Consider the following 21,226-nt stretch of genomic DNA (forward strand, 5'->3'; position numbering starts at 1 on the left):
GCTGTCGTCACCTCGCTTTCGATTTAACGCCGCGCGTGCAGCTCAAGCCACGGCTGGTTATCCGGTCCCGCATAAGCGGCCGTGGGCCGGATGATCCGGTTATTCCGCCGCTGCTCCTCGATATGGGCCGTCCAGCCGGCGAGCCGCGCGATCACGAAGACCGGGGTGAACATCGCGGTCGGAACGCCCATGAAATGGTACGCGGTCGCGCTGTAGAAATCCAGGTTCGGGAACAAGGCCTTTTCCTCCCGCATGACGGCTTCGACCGCCTCGGATACCGGATACAAATACCCGTCCGGCGACCAGAAGGACAGCATCTCCGCCCATTTCTTGATGATGTCGGAACGCGGGTCCGAGACGCTGTAGACGCGATGGCCGAAGCCCATGACGAGCTGCTTCGCCGCCAATAGCGCCCGCGCGGCCCCGGCTGCTTCCTCCGGCGTCTTGAACCGCTCGATCAGCTCCATCACGGCCTCGTTGGCCCCGCCGTGCAGATTGCCGCGCAGCGTGCCGATGCCGGTCGCGATGCAGGAGTAGAAATTCGAAAGCGTGGACGCCGTGACGCGGGCGGCGAAGGTCGAAGCGTTGAACTCGTGCTCCGCGTAAAGCGTGAGCGAGATATCGAACACGCGCCGGGCGCGGATCGCGGCATGCTTGCCGTGCAGCAGATAGAGGAAATGGCCGGCAACCGTATAATCCTCGTCGATCGGCGGCGGGCTTTCCCCGGCATCGTCGAGGTCCGGCGCGCCAGCCGGAACGTCCCGCGAAGCGCCGCCATGCGCCGCGCCGGACGAATCCGTTGGACGCAAGCCCAAGGAGGCGACGACGTCGCTCGAACCGCCATCCGCCAGACCGCCTTCTTCGGGCAGGCCGTCATCCGTGTCCGCGGTGAAGACCGGCTTCTTCTGCGGCGTTTCCCCGTCGCTGTCCGAAACCTTGCCGCTTGCGCCTGCGGCCGCCGCCCGGCGATGATGGTGGTACCAGTGCAGCAGCATGGGACCCGTCAGCGCGATAAGCCGGTCCGCCATCTCCGCAGTCGGACGCTGCGGCGATTCCGGCTCCAGCGTCCCGAGCGCGACGCAGCCCAGCTGCAGCACCTCCATGGGGTGCGCGTCCGCCGGCACCAGCTCCAGCATGCGCCGCAGCGCGTCCGGCAGCCGGCTTGCGGCGGCCAGCTTGCGGCGGTAATCCGTCAGCTCGTCGACGTTCGGCAGCTTGCCGCGAATGAGCAAATACGCCGTTTCCTCGAAGCTGCCGTGCTCCGCCAAATCCTCGATCGCATAACCGCGGTAGGTCAGCCCGCGGCCGTCTTTGCCCACCGTGCTGATCGCCGTCTCGCCTGCTTCCACCCCGGCCAGGCCGCCGGACTTCTTCACGACCATCCTTCATCCCTCCTCCGGTTTGCTTCCCGCGCCGAACAGCGCATCCAGCCTGCGCTCGTACTCGTAATAGCCGAGATAACCATACAGCTCCTCGCGCGTCTGCATATGACCGATCGCGTCCGCCTGGGTTCCTCTGGCGCGAATCGTCCGATACATCTGCAGCGCGGCCGCGTTCATCGCCCGGAAAGCCGACAGCGGGTACAGCGCCATCGCTGCGCCGGCGCCGCCAAGCTCTTCCGCCGTGAACAGCGGCGTGCGGCCGAATTCCGTCACGTTGGCCAGCACCGGCACCTTCACCCGGGCCGTGAACGCCCGGTATTCGTCAAGGCTGGACGCCGCCTCCAGGAACACCATATCGGCGCCCGCTTCCACGTAAGCCAGCGCGCGGGCGACCGCGCCGTCCAACCCCTCCGAGGCCAGCGCATCCGTCCTGGCCATCAGGACAAAATCCGCGTCGGTCCGGGCATCCGCCGCGCTGGCGATCCGGTCAGCCATCTCGCCCGGCGGCACCAACGCCTTGTTCGGCCGGTGGCCGCAGCGCTTCGCGGCCACCTGGTCCTCGATGTGGATGCCGGCGGCTCCGGCCCGGATCATCTCGCGCACGGTGCGGGCAATGTTGAAGGCGGAGCCGAAGCCCGTGTCCGCGTCGACCAGCAGCGGGAGTTCAACCGCGCCGGCGATGCGGCGCACGTCCTCGGCCACGTCGTTCAGCGTCGTGATGCCGAGATCCGGCAGGCCGAAGGACGCGTTCGCCACGCCGGCGCCGGACACGTACAGCGCGCGGAAGCCGGCCGCTTGCGCCAAGATGGCGGCATAAGCGTTCACGGCGCCCGCGATTTGCAGCGGCTTCTCCTGCCGGAGCGCCTCCCTGAAACGCGCGCCCGGCGAGGCGCTGACGGCGCCGGCCTTGGGGCGGCCGCTGCCGTTCGCTGCGCTTTCGGCAGTCCGGGTCGCGGCAATGACGTTTGCGTCGATTCCCTTTCCGTCACGAACGTTTCCGCCGGCGATGACTTTGGGATCGCTGACGTCAGATGCGCAGCTTACGTCATTGCGGCTTTCGGGTGCTCCGCTTCCATTGCGGGCGGCTTCGCCGGCGATGTTCTTCGGCTCGCCGTCGCGGCCGCTATTGCCTTCTTCGCCGATCTCGCCAGGAATACCATTATTGCTTTCGTCCATCCCATCGAGGACGCGATAACCGCTATCGCCGTCATGCCTGATTCCGCCGCGCTTGCCGCCGTTCATCGCCCGCACCTCCTTTCGCTCCTATCCCCGCTGCCCTTTCAGCAGCTCGCCCGAGATAACGATCCGATGGATCTCGTTCGTCCCTTCGTAGATCTGCGTCACCTTCGCGTCCCGGAACAGCCGCTCCGCCGGATGCGCCTCCGTCAAAGCCTCCGGGCCGCACCACTGCAAGGTCCGCGTCGCGATGCGGACGGCCGCGTCGCTGGCGAACATCTTCGCCATCGACGCCTCCTTCGCGCACGGACGTCCCCGCTGCAGCAGCTCCGCCGCGCGATAGACGAGCAGCGCCGCGGCCTCCGTCTGCGCGGCGGAGTCCAGCAGCTCCGCTTCGGCGCGCGCCCGCTGGCCGCGCGGCACCCGCGGCAGCTCCCGCTCCGCCAGCGCCAACGCCGCGCGCGCGATGCCGAGCGCCTGCGCGCCGATGCCGATGCGGCCGCCGCTCAAGGCCGACTTCGCGATGCGGAAGCCCTGCCCCTCCGCGCCGAGACGCTGCGACGCCGGGACGCGCGCGTCCTCTAAGAGGAGCGCGCAGGTGTTCGAGCCGCGAAGCCCCGTCTTTTTCTCCTTGCGCCCGACGATGAGGCCCGGCGTGTCCTTCTCCACCAGGAAAGCCGTGATGCCGCCGGCGCGGCGCGCCATGTCCGCGGGACGCGTCGATGCTCCGTCCTGCGCGGGCGCGGCCCCTTCATCGGCAGGCACGACCGCGAACAGCAGGTATTGATCGGCTTCGCCGGCATTGGTAATGAACGCTTTGGAACCCGTCAGGACGTAATCGTCCCCGCTGCGCACGGCTGCCGTGCGGATCGTCGAAGCGTCCGAACCGGCATGCGGCTCCGTCAGCGCGAACGCCCCCAGCCAAGCGCCGGACGCAAGCCGCGGAAGGCAGCGTCGCTTCTGTTCGTCCGTGCCGTGATAAACGATGGGGAGCGTGCCGACCGACGTATGCACGGCCAGAATGACCCCCGCTGCCGCGCTGACCTTGGAAATTTCTTCGATCGCCAGCATATAAGAGACCATGTCGCAGCCGTTGCCGCCCCATTCGGCCGAGACCGGCAGGCCGAGCAAGTCCTCGCGGCCCATCGCGGTCACGAGCGCCCGGGGAAACGCATCGCTTTCTTCCATCGCCCGCGCGGCAGGAGCGACCTCGGCTTCGGCAAAAGCGCGCACCTTCAGCCGAAGCGCCTCCTGCTCCTCCGTGAACCGCAGTCTCATCGGGAGATCAGCCCCCTTCCCCGCCGGCGTACTCATAGAACCCCCGTCCGCTCTTCCTGCCGAGCCAGCCGGCGTGCACGTAGCTGCGCAGCAGGGGACACGGCCGGTATTTGGAATCGCCGAAGCCCTCGTGCAGCGTCTCCATAATGGCGAGGCAGGTATCGAGCCCGATCAGATCGGCCAGCGCGAGCGGTCCCATGGGATGGTTCATGCCCAGCCGCATGACGTCATCGACGGTTGCCGCTTTCGCCACGCCCTCGTATACGGCATAGACCGCCTCGTTGATCATCGGCATCAGAATGCGGTTGCTGACGAATCCCGGAAAATCCCGCACCTCCAAAGGCGTCTTTCCCATCCGGACCGCCAACCCCGCCGCCTCGGCGTACGTCTCCTCGCTCGTGCGCAGCCCGCGGATAATTTCCACCAGCTTCATGACCGGCACGGGATTCATGAAATGCATGCCGATGACCTGCTCCGGCCGCTCCGTCGCCGCGGCCAGCTCCGTTAACGACAGCGAAGACGTATTGCTCGCCAAAATCGTCCCTTCGCCGCAGATGCCGTCCAGCGCCGCGAAAATTCCCTTCTTCACGGCCATGTTCTCCGTCGCCGCTTCGATAACCAGCTCGGCGTCGGCGGCCGCGCTTAATCCGCCGCCCGGGACAAGACGGGCCAGCGCGGTGGCCGCCTCTTCCGGCGAGTACCTTCCTTTGGCCGCGCCTATCATCAGCGACCTGCCGATCGTATCCATCGCCGCCGATATCCGCGCGTCGTCGGTATCGTGCAGCAGCACGCGGCAGCCCGCCAGCGCCGCGACCTGCGCGATGCCGCTGCCCATCTGGCCCGCGCCCACGACGGAGATGTTGTTGATGCCCATGGCGTCAACTCCTTCCTTTGCCAAACCATCCATCGCGAAGCGAAGCGGAACCTATCGCTTCACGGCTGTTTTCGCGAACGTTCGCAGCCGTCATCGGCCGCCAACCTAACGTCCATGCGCAGCGCCGCGACTCTCTCCGCGCCTTTTCAATGCCGCTTTCCGAGCCGCTTCCGCAGACTGGTGCGCAGCCATTATCGGCCGCCGCGCCTCCGCTCGCGGCGTCGCGTTCAGCTCCGCGCCTCCCGCCTTATCCGCACCTGCTTATGCGATCATCGGTTCGCGCTGCACCCGTAACAAGCACCACGCGGCCGGACAGCCGCTACCCGTCTACCCGGACCAGCAGCGCATCCCCCTGGCCGCCGCCGCTGCAGACGGCGGCGATGCCGAGTCCGCCGCCGCGGCGGCGCAGCCCGTTGATGAGCGTCCCGACGATTCGCGCGCCGCTCGCCCCCACCGGATGCCCGAGCGCGATCGCGCCTCCGTGCACGTTCACTTTGTCGCTGTCCCAGCCGAGCAGCCGGCCGCAGGCGAGCACGACGGCGGCGAACGCCTCGTTCAGCTCGAAGCGGTCGATGTCCTGCAGCCGGAGGTTCTGCCGCTGCAGCAGCTTCTGGATCGCCAGCGCCGGGGCGATGGCATACAGGCGCGGCTCCACGCTGACGGCCGCATGCCCCACGATCGCCGCCAGCGGCACGCACCCGTCGCGCTGCGCGCGATCCTTGGAGGCAGCGATCACCGCCGCCGCGCCGTCGTTCAAGCCCGGCGCGTTGCCGGCCGTGATCGTGCCGGCGCCGGCCGCGGCGAAGGCGGGCCGGAGCGCGGCGAGCTTCTCCAGGCTCGTGTCGCCTCGCGGCGCTTCGTCGGTATCGACGGCGAACACGTGGCTCTTGGCGGACGTCCCGCCGGCCAGCGGCACGGGCACGATCTCCGCGAGGAAGACGCCCTGCAGGATGCCCTGCACCGCGCGCTCGTGGCTGCGCAGCGCCCATTCGTCCTGCTCCGTGCGGGAGATGCCGTATTCCGCCGCGATGCTATCCGCGTATTCGCCCATATGCCCGCCCCCGAACGCGCAGGTCAGCCCGTCGCCGAGCAGCAGGTCCACGGCGGCGCCGTCGCCCATGCGCCTGCCGAACCGGTAGTCCGGCAGCGCGAAAGGAACGCCGCTCATGCTCTCCATGCCGCCGGCGGCGACGACCTCCGCATCGCCCGCCGCGATGATCTGCGCGGCCAGCGTAATGCTGCGCAGACCGGACGCGCACACCTTGTTCACCGTTTCCGCCGGCACCTCCACGCCGAGGCCGGCATGACGCGCCGCCTGCCGGGCCGGATTTTGCCCCGCGCCGGCCTGCACCGCCATGCCCATGACGACCTCCTCGACCGCAAGCGAGGATACTCCGCTCCGCCGCAGCGCGCCCTGCAGGGCGAGGCCGCCCAGCTCTGCCGCCGCAAGCCCCTTGAGCGCGCCGCCGAATTTGCCGAAGGGCGTGCGCGCGCTTCCGATGATGACCGTCTCAGTCACGTCCGCTCCCCTTTCCCGTTCTTAGCCGCGCCGGCGACAAGCCGAACGCCTTGATCATCTGTACCGCTTTCGCATCCCGCATATACCGCTCGACGGGGTATTCCTTCATATAGCCGTAGCCGCCGTACACCTGTACCGCCTGGATGCTCCCCGCCATCGCGGCGTCGGATGCGAAGCTGAGCGCCATCCCCGCCCAGCCCTCGTCCGCAAGCCCGGCATCCGCGCGCCATGCGGCCTGATTCACGAGCAGTCGAGCGGCTTCCGCATTCGTCTCCATGTCGGCGAGCAGAAACGCGACCGCCTGGTGCTTCGCGATCGGCTTGCCGAACTGCGAGCGTGCCTTCGCGTAGCCAAGCGCCGCATCGGCCGCGCCCCGCGCGATGCCCGCGGCCACCGCCGCCAATCCGCAGCGCGCGCCTGCCTCCGCCTGCTTGGCGATGGCGCTCCCTTGGCCTTCGCGGCCGAGGCGATGACCCGCCGGAACCCGGCAGGCTTGGAACGTCAGATGCGCCAATCCCGCGGAGCGCAGGCCAAGCTTTCTGCTCACGGGCTGAACCGCGAGACCGGGACAGTCCCGATCAATCAGGAACGCGCTGAAGCGCTTGCGGGAGCTCCCGGCGCGTTCCTTCTCATCAGCCGTCTCCGCATAGACGACGAACAGTTCGGCCTGCGCGGCGCCGAGCACGTACGTTTGCCGTCCTTCCAGCAAGTAGCCGTCTCCCTCGCGCGCTGCCGTCACGCCGGCGCGCAGCCGGGATGCTCCGCCCGCGGTCCCCGGCAGCATGCCTGTTCCAAGCGCGCTGCCCGCGAGCAGCCGGCCCAGAAACCGCTGCTTCGCCTCCGTCCCCCCGAATCGCATGAGCGGCCAAGCAGCCAAATACACATGCGCCCAAAGCGCCGCGCCGAGCGACGCGCTCACCCGCGAAAGCTCCTGCAGCACCAGCGCCAACCCGCCAAAGCCTCCTCCCGCTCCGCCTGCTTCCTCCGGCCACGGCAGCGCCGCGAAGCCCAATTCCGCCATCCCGTCGAACGATTGGCGGTCGAACGTCTCCGCCTCGTCCAGCTCCGCCGCACGCCGCGCCGCTTCCTGCTCGGCGTAGCGCGCCGCCATGTCCCGGATCATCCGTTCTTCCTCCGAAAGCCCGAATTCCATCCCCAACGCTCCTTTCCTGAAGCATACAGAGCGCCCGATGCTTACAACCGCTTATTACATCGTATTTTCCCGAGCGGCAATTCATGATAGAGTGGAGGCAAAGCCCGACTCGTCCTTCCCAAAAAAAGGAGTTGAACCGAAATGACCCGTGCCAACGAGAACGATGACCAAGCCTCGGACGAACGGCTGCAGGACGGCTACCGCGCGGCTTACCATGCCGTGAAGCTCGGCGAAGTCGAACGGCTGCGCGCTTTGCTCGCGCAAAGCCCGGAGCTCGCGAATGCCCGCTCGGCCCAAGGGCGAACGCTGCTGCATCAGCTCTGCGACTGGCCGGGCCATTATCCGCGGCGGCTGGAGACGGCCAGGGCACTCGTCGAAGCCGGCGCGGACGTCAATGCCCGCGCGATCGACCCCGAGCGCGGCGAGACCGGCCTTCAATGGACGGCCAGCAACGACGATGCCGATCTGGCGGGCTTTCTGCTTGATGCCGGCGCGCCCATCGACGGCTTGCACGACGACCGGCGGCCGCTTGCCCAGTCGATCTGGTACGGCTGCCGCCAGGTGACGGACCTGCTCGTGCGGCGCGGCGCCGCGCTCGACCTCGAGCTCGCGGCAGCCGTCGGACGGGCAGACCTGCTGCCTTCGTTCTTCGGCGCGGACGGCGTCCTGCTGCCAAGCGCCGGACGGCACCGCGAGCCGGTCAACCTGCCGATCCCCGGCGGCGCCAAGCCCGAAGAGCTTCTCCAGCAGGCGCTTATCTACGCGGCCATCGGCGGCAGTCCGGCAAGCGCCGACTATCTGTTGGATCGCGGCGCGGACGTGAACGGCGTTCCCTCCGGCTTCGACCGGACGGGCGCGTCGGCGCTCCACTGGGCCGCGGCGGGCGCCAATGCCGCTTTGGCGGAGCTGCTCCTTGCCCGCGGCGCGGATCTCTCGCTCAAAGACGCCAGATACGGCGGCACCCCGCTCGACTGGGCCGAGCATTTCGAGCACCCGGACATGGCAGCCATCCTGCGCGAGGCCGCTTCCTCGTCCCGCAATTGCCCCTGAATCGAAAAAGATCCCGCATCGCCTGCATAAACAGGCGATCGAGGGATCTTTACATTTTCTTCGGAAAATCGTAACGAGCCGATAACGGTGCGTTAACAGTGAAGCGTTACGATCAAGGAAGAAGATTACGCGCCCTAGGGAGGGAATGGAACGACATGAAACGCGTTCGCAATTTGAAATCGCGTCTCCTCAAATGGAGATCGGCTTGGCAATCGATGCAAAACGGCAACATGCCGCAAACCGCCTGATTCCTGCGCAACATCGCCAGCCTTCCAGATCGCAGACCGCGCGGCAACGCCGCTCATAGCCGGAAGACCGAAGCCTCCCAAAGCGGGGCGCCGCGGTCTTCCGGCTTTTTCGCGATTCCGTTGATTCGGCGTTATTTGGTCGGCGCCGGAACGCCCATCGCTTCCCATTCCTGCTTGGACGGGCCGTACATGCCGGCCACGGGAAGGCCGGCTTGCCGCATCAGGACCGTCAGTTGACCGCGATGATGAATCTCGTGCTTGACGAAAAGGTACAGCGTCAACCCGTTCGGCCACGATTGGCCGAACATGTCGTTCACCTCGAACAGCTTATCGTCGCTCCAGGCGGCCGCCGCATCGAGGAGCGACGCCGTCGTCTCGCGATAAGCCCGCGCGATGGCCGCGGCCGAATGCGGCGGCTCCGCGCCTGCCGCGGGCGCTTCGAAGCGCAAGCCCGCTTTCTGCAGCATGCCTTTGTCGTCATGCACGAGATGCCATGCCAGCATGCCAAGCGTTCTGTAGCCCGATCCGATCGCTTTGTCGAGCGATTCGTCGGTCAACGCATCCAGCAGTTTTTGCGTGGATTGCGACTCGTACTTGTAATCCTCGATGAATGCTTTTACGTTCGTGAACATCGTTTACCGCCTCCGTAACGAGTTTGTTATCAGGTCTCGGTTACATCTTACTACAAGTCCCCTGACAGCATCGTGTCAGTCGAAAATCGCTTTGGGCGCAAGACGAGAAAAATGTTTTTTTCTCCATAGCCGATGCTCTCGCGCGGTTCGATATAATCGGTCATTGTCGTCCTCTCTCCGGAATTCTCGGCACCGCCGCAATGCGAATGCGCGTCTCGAACGGCGTCATGACGTTCACGAGCAGCGTCCGGCAGTTCGCCGGGTAATTCGCTTCCCGCACGCTTGAAGCCGCGTGCTCGAACGCGCCCCCGCTCAGCTCCAGCGTATTCCCGCCTGCTTCGTAACGCAGCGTTCCCGATTTCCAAAATTGCGTTCCCGCTCCGGCCGGGGCAAGCTCGCCGCCCGACAATAAGCCCTCGGGAGCCAGCACGACGGATATTTGCGCCATCGCTTCTTCCGGTTCGTCCGAACGGATGACCAGTTCCCAGCCGCCGGCGATCTCCAGCGCGTCGACCTCGACGCGGTGCTTCTGCGCGTGCGTCTCCGATCGCAGCTGATGCGGCAGCAGGTACCAAGGGCTGGTCTTCTCGCCGGCCGTCTTGGGAAGCTGCGCCCCCGGCACCGGGCCGAAGTATCCTTTCCGCTGCTCGCCGACAAGCCGATAACCGCTCTCCGCGGCTTCGAGGCTGTTCATCGGCACGAAGCCGGGAGCGAAGAACGAGGCGACCTGTACGCCGAGCAAGCGGGCCGCGCCGTGTCTCAGCGCGAAGAACGATGCCGTCTCGGCGCTGATCGTGACGCTATCGGCCTGATTGCGAATACGGGCCACGGGAGCGCCGAAGTCGGGATGCATGCGGCTATGGGCGATTTTATCATGATGCCCCACTCCCTCCCTCTCCGCCAAGTAGCGTGTCCGGGAAAAGCCGACATTGATCAGCTTGCGGTATTCCGTCGGCAGGTCGGCCGGTTCCGCTGCCCTTTCCTGCAAATCGGGCTGCAGCAGCAGCAGCACGGCCGCATTCGCTTGGGAGCCGCCGGGGTGCTTAAGGAAGCCGAGCGCCCAGTCCGCCATCGCATGAAATTCGGGGTCCGCATCCTCGCGGGCCATCATGGCGTAAGGCAGGAAGTAGGAAGACACGTCATGCGTCCGGCCGAAATCCTGGCGGCCGGAATAGTCCGTCACGACGTCGCCGTTCGGATGAATGAGGTAGCGCATCATGCGCAGATTGGCGCGAACGGAATCGAGCAGCTCCGGCCGGCCCAAGAGGCGTGCCGCATGAATGAGCATGATGTCGCTCACCGCGTTGTAGATGCCGTTGCTCCGTTCCGTCCACTCGCCGTCCGGCGTAATGTCCATCCCTTCCGCCAGCCATTGCTCCGCCCGCGCGCGCGCCTCCGGAATCCCGAACAGCTCGTGCGCGAATCCAAGCGCCGCGCACATCACCCAGCGATGGTTCGGCGTATGGCAGCCTCCAGTGACCAAAGCCGGGACCGACCGCTCCAGAAACAGCCGAACGTCGGCCGCCGCTCCGCGAAGCGGTTCCCAGTCGTCCTTCTCCAGCAGCCGGTACACCTGAGCATACCCGACGACGACGAATGCCGTGTCCGGCGGCGAGTGAAAATTGGTCCAGCCGGGAGAGATCGTCCCGTCCGCATGCTGCGCGTTCAACATATAACGAGCGGCCAGCGCGAATCGCTCCGCCAGCCCGGGTTCGCGATAATGGCGCGATCCCGGGTTGCAGAGCGCCGCCGCCCAGACGGCCATCGGCGTCGGCGTTCCCGTGTTATGATTCGGCGAAGCAACGCCGTACTCCGGATTGACGATGCCTCCGTAATAACGGCTGTTCCCTTCCAAATTCTGACGGTCCATCCCGTCCTGCAGCCATCTATCGTTGATGGCAAATACGCCTTCGTAAGCTTTCATTGTCTCGCTCCCTTTTCGTTCGCATTGCTCCCTTGTTCGGCGCATGATCGCTTATCGCAGCCGCCACCTTTTGACCGCCCCCGCATGACGCCGTTGACGAAGTACCGCTGCAACCACGGACAGGCGAGCAGAATCGGTATGGTGGCGAGGACGGCGCATGCCGGCCATTGCGGTAACCGGCGCTGCGCCTTCGGGATGCCCTAAGTATGCCGGGGATCCGCGCCTCCCGGCAATAAACCGTTTTCAAGTCGGGCGGGCGGCGGTAGCGCGGCAAAGACAAGGGATCGCCATACCGAAATCCCGAACTAAACCTTTTTCCTGCGGGCCGCTCCAACCCGCGCGCGGCAACGGTTCCTCCGCTGCTGCGGCGCTCCTGCTTGCCCGCGCCGAGCCGCATGTCCCCCTATCGCTCGATGCAAAAAACGAAACATGTGCGTCCCGAGCTTGGACGGGCTTCGCATGTTTCGCATCGAAATCGTGCCGACTAAACCTTTTTCCGAACCGAACGAGGAAAAACGTTCAGAACCGCGACCTGGCGGCCTCCGGGCGTACTCGTTGATTTCGGCAAGCATGATCGCGCAGCTCTCTCCTTCGGCAGGAACCGGCATCGGGCTCAACTTCTCCAACCGCTTCGCCGGCCGTCGACCGGCATACGGCCGGCTGAACATGAAAAAAGCCGTCTCTAAGCGAGACGGCCTTCCTCTTCGAACATCTATGGTTCACGACGATCAGCTATGCCTGGCGGCAACGGCCTTCTTGCCGGAACTTTTCGCCTTGAACAGCAGCGCCGACAGCAGCAACGAGGCGCCGTTGATTACGAAGATCCAACGGATCGGCATCCAGCCGCCGAGCAGTCCTCCGATTATCGGCCCGGCCATCGTCGCGATCTGGGCAGCCGATTGGTTCAAGCTGAACGCCCGGCCGCGGAAATCCGTTTCCGTCGTCTGCACGATCATCGCGTTAATGGCCGGGTTCACGGCCGCGAAGAAGAGTCCGTAGCCGAACCGCAGGATCCCGAAGCCGATATAATTCGTGATGAGCACCTGCAGCAGGTTGCCGATTCCGCTGCCGATCAAGCCGACGAAGAGCACCTTCTCGTAGCCGATCCGCCGGCCGATCTTGCCCCAGCGCGGCGCCATGATGACCGTGGCGATGCCGACCGCCGAGAAGATAATGCCGGAGCTCAGCGAGGCGCTGTCCTTGGATACGCCCATGCGCAGCACGTAGACCGTGATGAGCGGCTCCAGGATCATGACGGAGAACGTGCTGATCGCCACCATCAGGAGCAGCATCGAGAACGTCCGGTTCGACAAGGCATGCTTCAGATCGTCGCGCACATGCGAGCGGACCGCTTTCCGGTTGAAATTCTTCTCCTTGACGAGAAACACCGCGACGAGCGCGGAGACGAGCACGATGGCGCTGGAGAACAGGAACGCCTCGCGGTTGCCGAGATAATGGCTGACCACGCCGCCGACGAGCGGCCCGAGAATGCTGCCCGTTGCCCCCGCCGTCGACATGATGCCAAGCGCATAGCCTGTCTTCTCCTCGGGCGTGTTCGTCGCGACAAGCGCGATGGAGGCGGGCACGAAGCCGGCCAGCAGCCCCTGGAAGATTCGGATGATCAGAAACCAATAGGGGTCATGAACAAAATAATTGATCAGATAAAGCGCCGCCAAGCTAAAGCCCGAACGGATCAGCATCGGCTTCCGCCCGTATTTGTCGGCGAGCGATCCCCAGTACGGCGAGATGAGCGCGCTCGCCAGAAACGTGATGCCGAAGGCGATGCCCGACCACGCTTCCAAGTGATGCTCCACGCCGAGCTCCGTATTCAGGAAGATCGGCAAAAACGGAATCGAGATGGAGTACGCCATGCTGCAAAAAAACACGCCGGTCCAAAGCACGACGAGATTGCGTTCCCACGAAAACTTCATTGCTGCAGCCACGTCCTTTCGCCAAATAAGAAGAAACGCCTGCCGTTGTCGGCTCGCGCGCTCCTTCCCTCAAAAATCCCGGCTGCGCACGGTACGCGCCGAATAGCCGGGATTGCAAGAGAGAGTTCTATTGTGCTGAGTGCGGCTTATCTTATGAAAGTCGCTGGGTCCAGGTTACGGTTGTCTAATTGCGGTTGTAGTTTGCGGACGGTCGATCCGATGGCATATGCGCTGTCGAACCGTCGTTATCGGTTGTCTACTTTCTCCGGATACATATCGTGATTCATCAAACGGTATTGCGCCATTTCCTCGAATTTCGTGCCCGGCCGGCCCCAGTTGGTGTACGGGTCGATCGAGATCCCGCCGCGCGGCGTGAATTTGCCCCACACCTCGATGTACCGCGGGTTCATCAGCGCGATGAGATCGTTCATGATGATGTTCATGCAGTCCTCGTGGAAATCGCCGTGATTGCGGAAGCTGAACAGGTACAGCTTGAGCGACTTGCTCTCCACCATTTTCACGTCCGGTATGTACGAGATGTACAGGGATGCGAAGTCCGGCTGGCCCGTAATCGGACACAGGCTCGTGAATTCCGGGGTATTGAATTTGACGAAGTAGTCCCGGCCGACATGCTTGTTGTCGAACGTCTCCAGCACGTCGGGACTGTAGTTGAACAGGTACTGCGTGCCTTGATTGCCCAGATGCGAAATGCCGTTCAATTCTTCTTTCGATCTTCCTGCCATTTTTGAAAACACTCCTTGTTTTTGCTAGGTTCGGGGGTTACGCTTGTTCTAGTAGCTTACACCCATAAGCGCTCATAATTCAACCTTCTGAGGAGATGACGCCATTATGCTTCAACGCCCGGCCGCCGATGAATTCGGCTCCCACTTCGGCACTTATATCGGATTGATCGACACGGACGACGTGCTCCCGCTGCTCGAAAACAACCGCAAGCAGCTCGCCGCGCTTTTCTCCGCGATGACGGACGAACAGGCGCGTTACCGCTATTCGCCGGACAAATGGAGCCTGAAGGAGGTGCTCGGCCATATCGCCGACACGGAGCGCGTCATGAGCTACCGGATGATGCGCATCGCGCGCGGCGACCGGACGGCGCTGCCCGGCTTCGACCAGGACGACTACATGGCGAATTCCGGCTTCGATGCCTTTCCCGTCGCGCAGCTGTCGGCCGATTACGAAGCGGTTCGCGCCGCGACGACCAGCTTGATGCGCATGATCTCTCCGGAAGCTTGGACGCGCACGGGCACCGCCAGCAACGCGACGATGTCCGCCCGCGCGCTCGCATACGTCATCGCCGGCCATGAGCAGCATCACCTGAATATCATTCGCGCGCGTTACTTGCAATTCTAAGCAAAAATAACCGAGAGAGGTGCATGCATGCACCTCTCTCGCTTTGTGTAGGGCTTATGCGGTTCAATACCCTTCGCCTTTGCCGCCGTTCACGATGGCTACGCTGGCGCTGGCGCCGATGCGCGTCGCGCCCGCCGCGATCAAGCCGAGGACCGTCTCGCGGTCGCGCACGCCGCCGGATGCCTTGACGCCCATTTCCGGGCCGACCGCTTCGCGCATCAGGGCGATGTCCTTCACGGTCGCGCCGCCGGGACCGAAGCCCGTGGACGTTTTGACGAAGTCGGCGCCCGCCCGTTTGCAGATCACGCTCGCCGTGACCTTTTCTTCGTCGGTCAGCAGGCCGACCTCGAGAATGACCTTCAGCTTGGCGCGGCCCTTGCATGCTTCCGCTACGCCCCGCACGTCCTGTTCCACCGCCGCGAACCGGCCCGATTTCAAGGCGCCGACATTCAGCACCATATCGATCTCCGTCGCGCCGTTCGCAATCGCGTCGCGCGTCTCCGCGATCTTGGTGAACGAGCTGGAAGCGCCGAGCGGAAAGCCGATGACCGTCGTAATGCCGACGCCCGTGCCCTTCAGCTGCTCCGCCGCATCCGCGACCCAGTACGGATTGACGCATACCGTCGCGAACCGGTACTGCTTCGCCTCCGTGCATAGCTTGACGATGTCCGAGAACGTCGATTCCGGCTTCAACAATGTATGGTCAAAGTAAGCAGCGAGCGCTGCTCCTTCCAATTCGTTGCTCATTCTGATTCGTTCCTTTCTTTCTTGTGAGTTTATAGGCGCTCCATGAGATATTTGGCCGAAAATTGGTCCGTGATCAGCACATTGGCATACCTGCCGCGAAGCGCCCCGTAGATGCCGTCGACTTTGCGGATGCCGCCCGCCACGAGGATGGACTGCTCTTTCTTCTTCAAGTCGTTCAAGTCGATGCCGATCGTGCGCTGATCGAGCTCCTGCGAACAAATCGTGCCGTTGATATTGATGTAGCGGGAGCAGATGTCCCCCGCTCCCTTCTCGTAAATCAGCTTCAACTCGGATTCGTTAAAATAGTTGGCCTTGATCAGGACCGAATCTTCCGTCGGCGCGCCGACCGTGATCATCGCAATATTCGCTTTTTTCCCAAGCTCCAAAATATTCCGAATATGACGGTCGGTCTCGATCGTCTTTTTGACGATCGGATGGTCGACGATGGCGGGCAGGGGAATGAAATACGGGACGGTGTGGAACGCTTTGCCGAACAGGCTGATGATCTCGCTGGCGTAGGTGCTCGTCTCGGAATGGCTGACGCCCCCGTTCAACTGCACCACCTTGACATCCTTCACATGCTTATCGTGCAGGTTCAGCGCGACCTCGTACAGCGTCGTTCCCCACGTCGCCGCCACGATGTCGCCGTCCTTGATGACATAGTCCAAATACTTGGCCGCCGCGGCGCCGAGGTATTTCTTGACCACGGCGTCCGAGTAGTTCGGCACATTGACGATCACCACTTTTTTGAGCCCGAATTTGCGTTCGATCTGGCCTGCAAGCAGGTCGTTGTTCTCGAGCGGATCAATGATATTGATGACCACGTAGCCTTCTTCCTTGGCCTGCTGGATGAAACGGCTGACCGTCGGTCTCGATACCCCAAGCTGCTTGGCGATTTCCTGCTGACTGTAGTCCAGCTGATAATACATACGAACGGCGTCTAGCATTTTGCCTCGTTTGTCGTCTGTGCGTTCGTCATACATGGATTCCCAACACTCCCCTGGCCATCACTGGCTTATCTTTAACGTTTGCCGGAATCGAATACCTCCCCTGCTGCTTTCGGCGCTTGCGAGCTCTTGGAGAAAATAACGAGCGCGATCAGCGTAATGACGTACGGGAACAACTGAAGAATGACCGGCGGGATATGCTGCAAGGCCGGGATGACCTGCGACACGTTCGCGAACGTGCTCGCAAAGCCGAAGAACAGCGTCGCCGCCAAAATGCCGAGCGGCCGCCATTGCCCGAAGATCAGCGCCGCCAAGGACAAGAATCCGAGGCCCGCTACCGTGCCCGTGAATTCGCCCGCGATCGTGACGAGCAGGATCGCGCCTCCCAAGGAGGCAAACGCGCCGGAAATCATAACCCCAATATAACGCATTCTGCGTACGTTGACACCTGCTGCTTCAGCCGCCTGCGGGTATTCGCCGCATGCCCGCAAACGCAGGCCGAACGGCGTCTTTTTCAGGATGAACGCGCTGAGCAGCACGACGAGCAGAATGAGCCATGTCGTCCAATAGGTCTTGGTGAACACGAGCGGTCCGATGACCGGAATATCCGACAGCCACGGCACGTCGAAGGGCTGGAAGCCGTTCGTCAGCCGGATGTTGCCGCTGCCCGTGATGTTGCGGGACAAGAAGACGGTGATGGCGCCGGCGATCATGTTGATCGCGGTTCCGCTGATGACCTGATTCGCGCTGAGATGGACGCTCGCGAAAGCATGCAGCAGGGAAAACAGCACGCCGGCGACCAGCGCCGTCAGCAAACCGATCCATATCGCGACCACCGTATGCGTCGGCCACGCCGTCTGCAGCTTGCTGATCGTCAGCGCCCCGATAAAGGAGCCCATGACCATGAGTCCTTCGAGCCCGATATTGACCACGCCGCTTCGTTCGCTGAACAACCCGCCGAGCGCGGTGATGAGCAGCGGAATGGTAAACATGATCGCATAGGGGAAAATCTGTTCAATTGTCGTCCACATGGCTATGCTTTCTCCTTTCCGCTGACCGGTCCGCCGTTACCTGTTCCCGCTTTCGCGGATGCCCGCCGGCGGCCGACGATCCGGGTGATCAGACGATCCATCAGCACGCTGGTGGCGGCGAAGTAAATGATGATCGCGATAATGGAATCCGCGATTTCCGGCGGAATCTCCGTCATGGCGTTCATGAAGCCGCGCCCGGAGTACAGCAGCCCGAAGAACAGCGCGGATATGAGCACGCCGATCGGCGAGTTCGCCCCGAGCAGCGCCACCGCGATGCCGTCGTAGCCCTGCGTCGGCAGCACGCCGATCTGGATGTTCGCGCCGTTGCCCGCAAACTGCGCGAGGCCGCCGAGCCCGGCGAGCGCGCCGGAGATCAGCATCGACGTGATGATGCTCCGGTTGACCCGGATGCCCGCGTATTCCGCGGAGTGGCGGTTGTAGCCCACCGCTTTGAGCTCGTAGCCGAGCGTGGTTTTATTGATGATGAACGCGATCACGATGACCGCGATGACCGCGATGTATAAGCCCATGTTCAGGTAGGAGCCGCCGAACATGTCGGAGAGAAACGCCGATTTGAGCGTCGCTTTGTCCGGCAGCAGCCGGGATTCCGTTTCGACCGATTCCGCCTTCAGATAGGCCGGCACCGCGTAATAGATCGTCCAATAGGCGATCCAGTTCATCATGATCGTGGAGACGACTTCGTGCACGTTGAATCTGGCTTTGAGCAAGCCCGGTATGAACGCCCATACCGCGCCGCCGAGCATCGCCGCCACGATCATCATGAGCAGCAGCAGCGGCCTGGCGGTATCGACGTTCAGGCCGATTACCGTGGCGCAGAAGCCGCCGAACAACATTTGGCCCGCGGCGCCGATATTGAACAGCCCCGTTCGGAACGCGAACGCCACCGACAGCCCCGTGAAGACGAGAGGCGTTCCGGTCGCGAGCGTATCGCCGAACCGCGACGAGTTTTTGAGCCCGCCCTCGAACAAATATTTATAGCCTTGAAATGGATCATGCCCCGTTGCCGCCATCAGAACGGCGCCGCCGATCAAACCGAAGAGCACGGCGCACAGGGATATGATGAGGTTTCTCATTGTTCTCCCCCTTTGCCGACGCCGGCCATCATGAGGCCGATCTCTTGTTCGTTCGTTGCGGCAGCCTCGACGACGCCGATCAGCTCGCCATTGTTGACGACCGCGATGCGGTCGGAGACGCTCAGCACCTCTTCGAGCTCGAGCGAGATCAGCAGCACCGCTTTGCCTTTGTCCCGATGCTCGATCAGCCGTTTATGGATGTATTCGATCGACCCGACGTCGAGGCCCCGCGTTGGCTGCACGGCGATGAGCAGCGACGGGTTAAGCTCGATTTCGCGCCCGATGATCGCCTTCTGCTGGTTGCCCCCGGAGAGCGAGCGGGACAGGGACAGCGGCCCCCGGCCGGAGCGCACGTCGAAGCTGCTTAGAATGTCGCTGGCGTATTTGCGAATGGCCGACCGATTCAGGATGCCGCGCTTCGAGAACGGCTCGCGGTTATAAACCTCGAGGATCATGTTGTCCTCAAGCGAGTAGTCGAGCACGAGTCCGCGCTTCTGGCGGTCCTCCGGAATATGGGCGATCCCTTTGTCGATCCGCGACCGGATGGAGTCGCGCGTGATGTCCTTGCCTTCGAGGAAAATGTTTCCGCTTTCGGCTTTGCGCAAACCGGTGATCGCTTCGACCAGCTCCGACTGTCCATTGCCCTCGACGCCCGCGATGCCGACGATTTCCCCGGCGCGCACGTCCAGCGAGAATCGCTTCAAGCCCGCGACGTTCTTGTTGTTCAAGACGGTCAGGTCGTCCAGTTTCAGAATGACCTCGCCCGGGTTGCTGTCCGCCTTGGTGACGGTGAACGTAACGTCGCGGCCGACCATCATCTCGGCCATCCGCGCTTCGCTCGTCGTCTTGACGTCCACCGTGCCGATCGTCTTGCCGCGACGGATGACGGTGCAGCGGTCCGCCGACGCTTTGATTTCCTTCAGCTTGTGGGTGATGATGATGATCGATTTGCCTTCCTTGACCAGGTTAAGCATGATCTTGATCAGCTCTTCGATCTCCTTCGGCGTCAGTACCGCCGACGGCTCGTCGAGAATCAGCACCTCGGCGTCGCGGTACAGCATCTTCAGAATCTCGACCCGCTGCTGCATCCCGACGGAGATATCCTCGATCTTCGCGTGCGGATCGACGTTCAGGCCGTAGTGCTTGGACAATTCTTCGATCTTGCGCGCGGCGCCCTGGATGTTGAGCGTCCCGAAGCGCGTCAGCTCGTTGCCCAGGATAATGTTTTCGGTAACGGTAAAATTGCTGACCAGCTTGAAATGCTGGTGGACCATGCCGATGCCGTAATTGTTCGCGACGTTGGGGTTAGCGATCCTGACGGTTTCCCCGTTAATCTTGATGCTCCCCTTGTCGGGCTGGTACATGCCGAACAGAATGCTCATAAGCGTCGATTTGCCGGCGCCGTTCTCGCCGAGAAGCGCGTGGATTTCCCCTCTGCGCAGCTGCAGCGTGATGTCGTCGTTCGCGACGACGCCGGGGAATTCTTTGCGTATATTGAGCATTTCCACTACAAAGTCCATACGTTAGCTCACCTTTTTCGCGAATGAATGGTTGGACAAGCAACCAAAAAGAGACGGAAAGCCCGTCTCTTCAAGGATTTGACATGCTTATGGCCTTATTTTACTTGATCAGGTCGCCTTTTTCAGCAGCCACTTTCACGTCGCCGCTCTTCAGCTTCGTGATCACGTCGTTGACTTTCGTCATCGTGTCGTCCGTCAGGTTCGGGTTCGTGGCCGGAATGCCCACGCCGTCGTTCTTGATGTCAAGGGTCAAGGTTTGTCCGCCCGGGAACGTGCCTTCTTGGTTCGCCTTCACCATGTCGAAGGAAGCTTCGGAAACTTTCTTCATGGCCGACGTCAGGATGACCGATTTGTCGCCCGAGTACACGCCGTCTTTGTATTGGTCGCCGTCGACGCCGATGATCCATACGGTTTTGCCTGCTTCAGCGCGCGTTTTCGCTTCTTTGATCGCGCCTACGCCTACGCCGCCCGCCGCCGTGAAGATGACGTTAACGCCGCGGTCGTACATTTGCGCCGCGATCTGGCCGCCTGCTGCCGCGTTGTCGAAGCTGCCTTGGTACACGACGTTCTCCGGCTTGATCGTGATTTTCGTGCCGAGGTTGTCGTTCGCGTATTTCACGCCTTGCTGGAAGCCCCAGTTATACTTCTGAACCGGAGGAATTTCCATGCCGCCGATGAAGCCGGCTTCGCCTTCTTTCAATTGAACCGCGGTCGCTACGCCGGCGATAAATCCGGACTCGTGCTCCGCGAAGTAGATCGATACCGTGTTTGTACCAACGACCGGCTTTGCGTCTGGTTCGGCCGAATGCGGCGTACCGTCGATCAAGACGAACTTCGCGTCCTTGTATTTATCTTGGGCGGCGAAGATCGCCGTCTCGAATTTGAAGCCCGGCACGACGATCATTTTAAAGCCTGCATCGTACAGGTTGCCGATTTCTTTCAAGTAGTCGGCTTCCGTCGTTCCCGACGGCTTCAGGTATTTGTCGTCGACGCCGAGTTCTTTCTTCGCGCGTTCCAGACCTTCCCAAGTGCCTTGGTTGAAGGATTTATCGTCGATGGTGCCGGAGTCCGTCACCATGCCCGCTTTGAACGTTGCTTTCGTGCCGCCGTTGTTCGAGCCGCCGTTGCTCGTACCGCCGTTGGATCCGGTATTCGCGTTGTTTCCGCCGTTATTGCCGTTGTTGCTGCCGCATGCCGCCAACGCCAGAACTAACACGCAAAGTACGAGTAAGCTTAAACTTTTCTTCATCTCTTAAAACGCCCCATTCCTTAATAATTGGTGTATTGCCGCCCCTACCCTGAACATTTGTAAAAAACTATTTTTATCATTTGTTTGGATATGTATCAAATAT

General features: G+C 62.7%; 18 protein-coding genes. 2 read left to right on the top strand and 16 right to left on the bottom strand.

Annotated elements, in window-relative coordinates; genetic code table 11:
* Window positions 1–23: 23 nt before the first annotated feature.
* The 6 genes from AC50YL_RS16945 to AC50YL_RS16970 form a co-directional block, all read right to left on the bottom strand.
* Window positions 24–1,382 (bottom strand): citrate/2-methylcitrate synthase, encoded by a 1,359-nt coding sequence (locus AC50YL_RS16945; protein ID WP_494833368.1) that lies wholly within the window; start codon window positions 1,380–1,382, stop codon window positions 24–26.
* A gap of 3 nt (window positions 1,383–1,385) precedes the next feature.
* A complete protein-coding gene (gene prpB / locus AC50YL_RS16950) occupies window positions 1,386–2,624 on the bottom strand; it encodes a methylisocitrate lyase (protein WP_494833369.1) in 1,239 nt (412 codons plus the stop codon).
* 21 nt (window positions 2,625–2,645) lie between these two features.
* A complete protein-coding gene (locus AC50YL_RS16955) occupies window positions 2,646–3,836 on the bottom strand; it encodes an acyl-CoA dehydrogenase family protein (RefSeq protein WP_494833370.1) in 1,191 nt (396 codons plus the stop codon).
* Between the two features lie 7 nt (window positions 3,837–3,843).
* The gene (locus AC50YL_RS16960; RefSeq protein ID WP_494833371.1) at window positions 3,844–4,710 is read right to left on the bottom strand and encodes a 3-hydroxybutyryl-CoA dehydrogenase; all 867 of its coding nucleotides are present in this window, start codon (window positions 4,708–4,710) and stop codon (window positions 3,844–3,846) included.
* 319 nt (window positions 4,711–5,029) lie between these two features.
* Window positions 5,030–6,229 (bottom strand): acetyl-CoA C-acetyltransferase, encoded by a 1,200-nt coding sequence (locus AC50YL_RS16965; protein WP_494833372.1) that lies wholly within the window; start codon window positions 6,227–6,229, stop codon window positions 5,030–5,032.
* Window positions 6,222–7,382, bottom strand: coding sequence for an acyl-CoA dehydrogenase family protein (locus tag AC50YL_RS16970; protein WP_494833373.1), 1,161 nt, complete (start codon window positions 7,380–7,382; stop codon window positions 6,222–6,224). The genes AC50YL_RS16965 and AC50YL_RS16970 overlap by 8 nt, the downstream gene beginning before the upstream one ends.
* 141 nt (window positions 7,383–7,523) lie before the next feature.
* On the opposite strand from AC50YL_RS16970, the gene AC50YL_RS16975 reads away from it, so the two are divergent.
* Window positions 7,524–8,432 (top strand): ankyrin repeat domain-containing protein, encoded by a 909-nt coding sequence (locus tag AC50YL_RS16975; protein WP_494833374.1) that lies wholly within the window; start codon window positions 7,524–7,526, stop codon window positions 8,430–8,432.
* A 379-nt stretch (window positions 8,433–8,811) separates the two neighbouring features.
* Here AC50YL_RS16975 and AC50YL_RS16980 read toward each other — a convergent pair whose 3' ends face one another.
* The 4 genes from AC50YL_RS16980 to queF all read right to left on the bottom strand — a co-directional run bounded on the left by AC50YL_RS16980 (window position 8,812) and on the right by queF (window position 13,910).
* Window positions 8,812–9,312: a DinB family protein gene (locus tag AC50YL_RS16980; RefSeq protein WP_494833375.1), complete on the bottom strand. Its 501-nt coding sequence runs from the start codon at window positions 9,310–9,312 to the stop codon at window positions 8,812–8,814.
* 160 nt (window positions 9,313–9,472) lie between these two features.
* Window positions 9,473–11,236 (bottom strand): hypothetical protein, encoded by a 1,764-nt coding sequence (locus AC50YL_RS16985; protein WP_494833376.1) that lies wholly within the window; start codon window positions 11,234–11,236, stop codon window positions 9,473–9,475.
* Window positions 11,237–11,964: 728 nt separating this feature from the next.
* The gene (locus AC50YL_RS16990; RefSeq protein ID WP_494833377.1) at window positions 11,965–13,167 is read right to left on the bottom strand and encodes an MFS transporter; all 1,203 of its coding nucleotides are present in this window, start codon (window positions 13,165–13,167) and stop codon (window positions 11,965–11,967) included.
* Window positions 13,168–13,412: 245 nt separating this feature from the next.
* A complete protein-coding gene (gene queF, locus AC50YL_RS16995; protein WP_494833378.1) occupies window positions 13,413–13,910 on the bottom strand; it encodes a preQ(1) synthase in 498 nt (165 codons plus the stop codon).
* Window positions 13,911–14,016: 106 nt separating this feature from the next.
* On the opposite strand from queF, the gene AC50YL_RS17000 reads away from it, so the two are divergent.
* Window positions 14,017–14,535: a DinB family protein gene (locus AC50YL_RS17000; RefSeq protein WP_494833379.1), complete on the top strand. Its 519-nt coding sequence runs from the start codon at window positions 14,017–14,019 to the stop codon at window positions 14,533–14,535.
* Between the two features lie 63 nt (window positions 14,536–14,598).
* Here AC50YL_RS17000 and deoC read toward each other — a convergent pair whose 3' ends face one another.
* The 6 genes from deoC to AC50YL_RS17030 all read right to left on the bottom strand — a co-directional run bounded on the left by deoC (window position 14,599) and on the right by AC50YL_RS17030 (window position 21,123).
* Window positions 14,599–15,282, bottom strand: a complete 684-nt coding sequence (gene deoC / locus AC50YL_RS17005; protein ID WP_494833380.1) for a deoxyribose-phosphate aldolase — start codon at window positions 15,280–15,282, stop codon at window positions 14,599–14,601.
* Window positions 15,283–15,311: 29 nt separating this feature from the next.
* On the bottom strand, window positions 15,312–16,265 hold the full coding sequence (gene deoR / locus AC50YL_RS17010; RefSeq protein ID WP_494833381.1) for a DNA-binding transcriptional repressor DeoR: 954 nt from the start codon (window positions 16,263–16,265) through the stop codon (window positions 15,312–15,314).
* A gap of 38 nt (window positions 16,266–16,303) precedes the next feature.
* The gene (locus AC50YL_RS17015; RefSeq protein ID WP_494833382.1) at window positions 16,304–17,260 is read right to left on the bottom strand and encodes an ABC transporter permease; all 957 of its coding nucleotides are present in this window, start codon (window positions 17,258–17,260) and stop codon (window positions 16,304–16,306) included.
* Between the two features lie 2 nt (window positions 17,261–17,262).
* A complete protein-coding gene (locus AC50YL_RS17020; protein WP_494833383.1) occupies window positions 17,263–18,354 on the bottom strand; it encodes an ABC transporter permease in 1,092 nt (363 codons plus the stop codon).
* Window positions 18,351–19,874, bottom strand: coding sequence for an ABC transporter ATP-binding protein (locus AC50YL_RS17025; protein WP_494833384.1), 1,524 nt, complete (start codon window positions 19,872–19,874; stop codon window positions 18,351–18,353). Before AC50YL_RS17025 ends, AC50YL_RS17020 begins: the two co-directional genes overlap by 4 nt.
* Window positions 19,875–19,974: 100 nt before the next feature.
* Window positions 19,975–21,123, bottom strand: a complete 1,149-nt coding sequence (locus tag AC50YL_RS17030; RefSeq protein WP_494833385.1) for a BMP family lipoprotein — start codon at window positions 21,121–21,123, stop codon at window positions 19,975–19,977.
* Window positions 21,124–21,226 lie beyond the last annotated feature (103 nt).

This window comes from Paenibacillus sp. J22P277 (assembly GCF_059383675.1).

Bases quoted from the DNA above. Each gene is read 5' to 3' on its own strand.
- AC50YL_RS16945 (WP_494833368.1), bottom strand. From the start codon at position 1,382: ATGGTCGTGAAGAAGTCCGGCGGCCTGGCCGGGGTGGAAGCAGGCGAG.
- prpB (WP_494833369.1), bottom strand. From the start codon at position 2,624: ATGAACGGCGGCAAGCGCGGCGGAATCAGGCATGACGGCGATAGCGGT.
- AC50YL_RS16955 (WP_494833370.1), bottom strand. From the start codon at position 3,836: ATGAGACTGCGGTTCACGGAGGAGCAGGAGGCGCTTCGGCTGAAGGTG.
- AC50YL_RS16960 (WP_494833371.1), bottom strand. From the start codon at position 4,710: ATGGGCATCAACAACATCTCCGTCGTGGGCGCGGGCCAGATGGGCAGC.
- AC50YL_RS16970 (WP_494833373.1), bottom strand. From the start codon at position 7,382: ATGGAATTCGGGCTTTCGGAGGAAGAACGGATGATCCGGGACATGGCG.
- AC50YL_RS16975 (WP_494833374.1), top strand. From the start codon at position 7,524: ATGACCCGTGCCAACGAGAACGATGACCAAGCCTCGGACGAACGGCTG.
- AC50YL_RS16980 (WP_494833375.1), bottom strand. From the start codon at position 9,312: ATGTTCACGAACGTAAAAGCATTCATCGAGGATTACAAGTACGAGTCG.
- AC50YL_RS16985 (WP_494833376.1), bottom strand. From the start codon at position 11,236: ATGAAAGCTTACGAAGGCGTATTTGCCATCAACGATAGATGGCTGCAG.
- AC50YL_RS16990 (WP_494833377.1), bottom strand. From the start codon at position 13,167: ATGAAGTTTTCGTGGGAACGCAATCTCGTCGTGCTTTGGACCGGCGTG.
- queF (WP_494833378.1), bottom strand. From the start codon at position 13,910: ATGGCAGGAAGATCGAAAGAAGAATTGAACGGCATTTCGCATCTGGGC.
- AC50YL_RS17000 (WP_494833379.1), top strand. From the start codon at position 14,017: ATGCTTCAACGCCCGGCCGCCGATGAATTCGGCTCCCACTTCGGCACT.
- deoC (WP_494833380.1), bottom strand. From the start codon at position 15,282: ATGAGCAACGAATTGGAAGGAGCAGCGCTCGCTGCTTACTTTGACCAT.
- deoR (WP_494833381.1), bottom strand. From the start codon at position 16,265: ATGTATGACGAACGCACAGACGACAAACGAGGCAAAATGCTAGACGCC.
- AC50YL_RS17015 (WP_494833382.1), bottom strand. From the start codon at position 17,260: ATGTGGACGACAATTGAACAGATTTTCCCCTATGCGATCATGTTTACC.
- AC50YL_RS17020 (WP_494833383.1), bottom strand. From the start codon at position 18,354: ATGAGAAACCTCATCATATCCCTGTGCGCCGTGCTCTTCGGTTTGATC.
- AC50YL_RS17025 (WP_494833384.1), bottom strand. From the start codon at position 19,874: ATGGACTTTGTAGTGGAAATGCTCAATATACGCAAAGAATTCCCCGGC.
- AC50YL_RS17030 (WP_494833385.1), bottom strand. From the start codon at position 21,123: ATGAAGAAAAGTTTAAGCTTACTCGTACTTTGCGTGTTAGTTCTGGCG.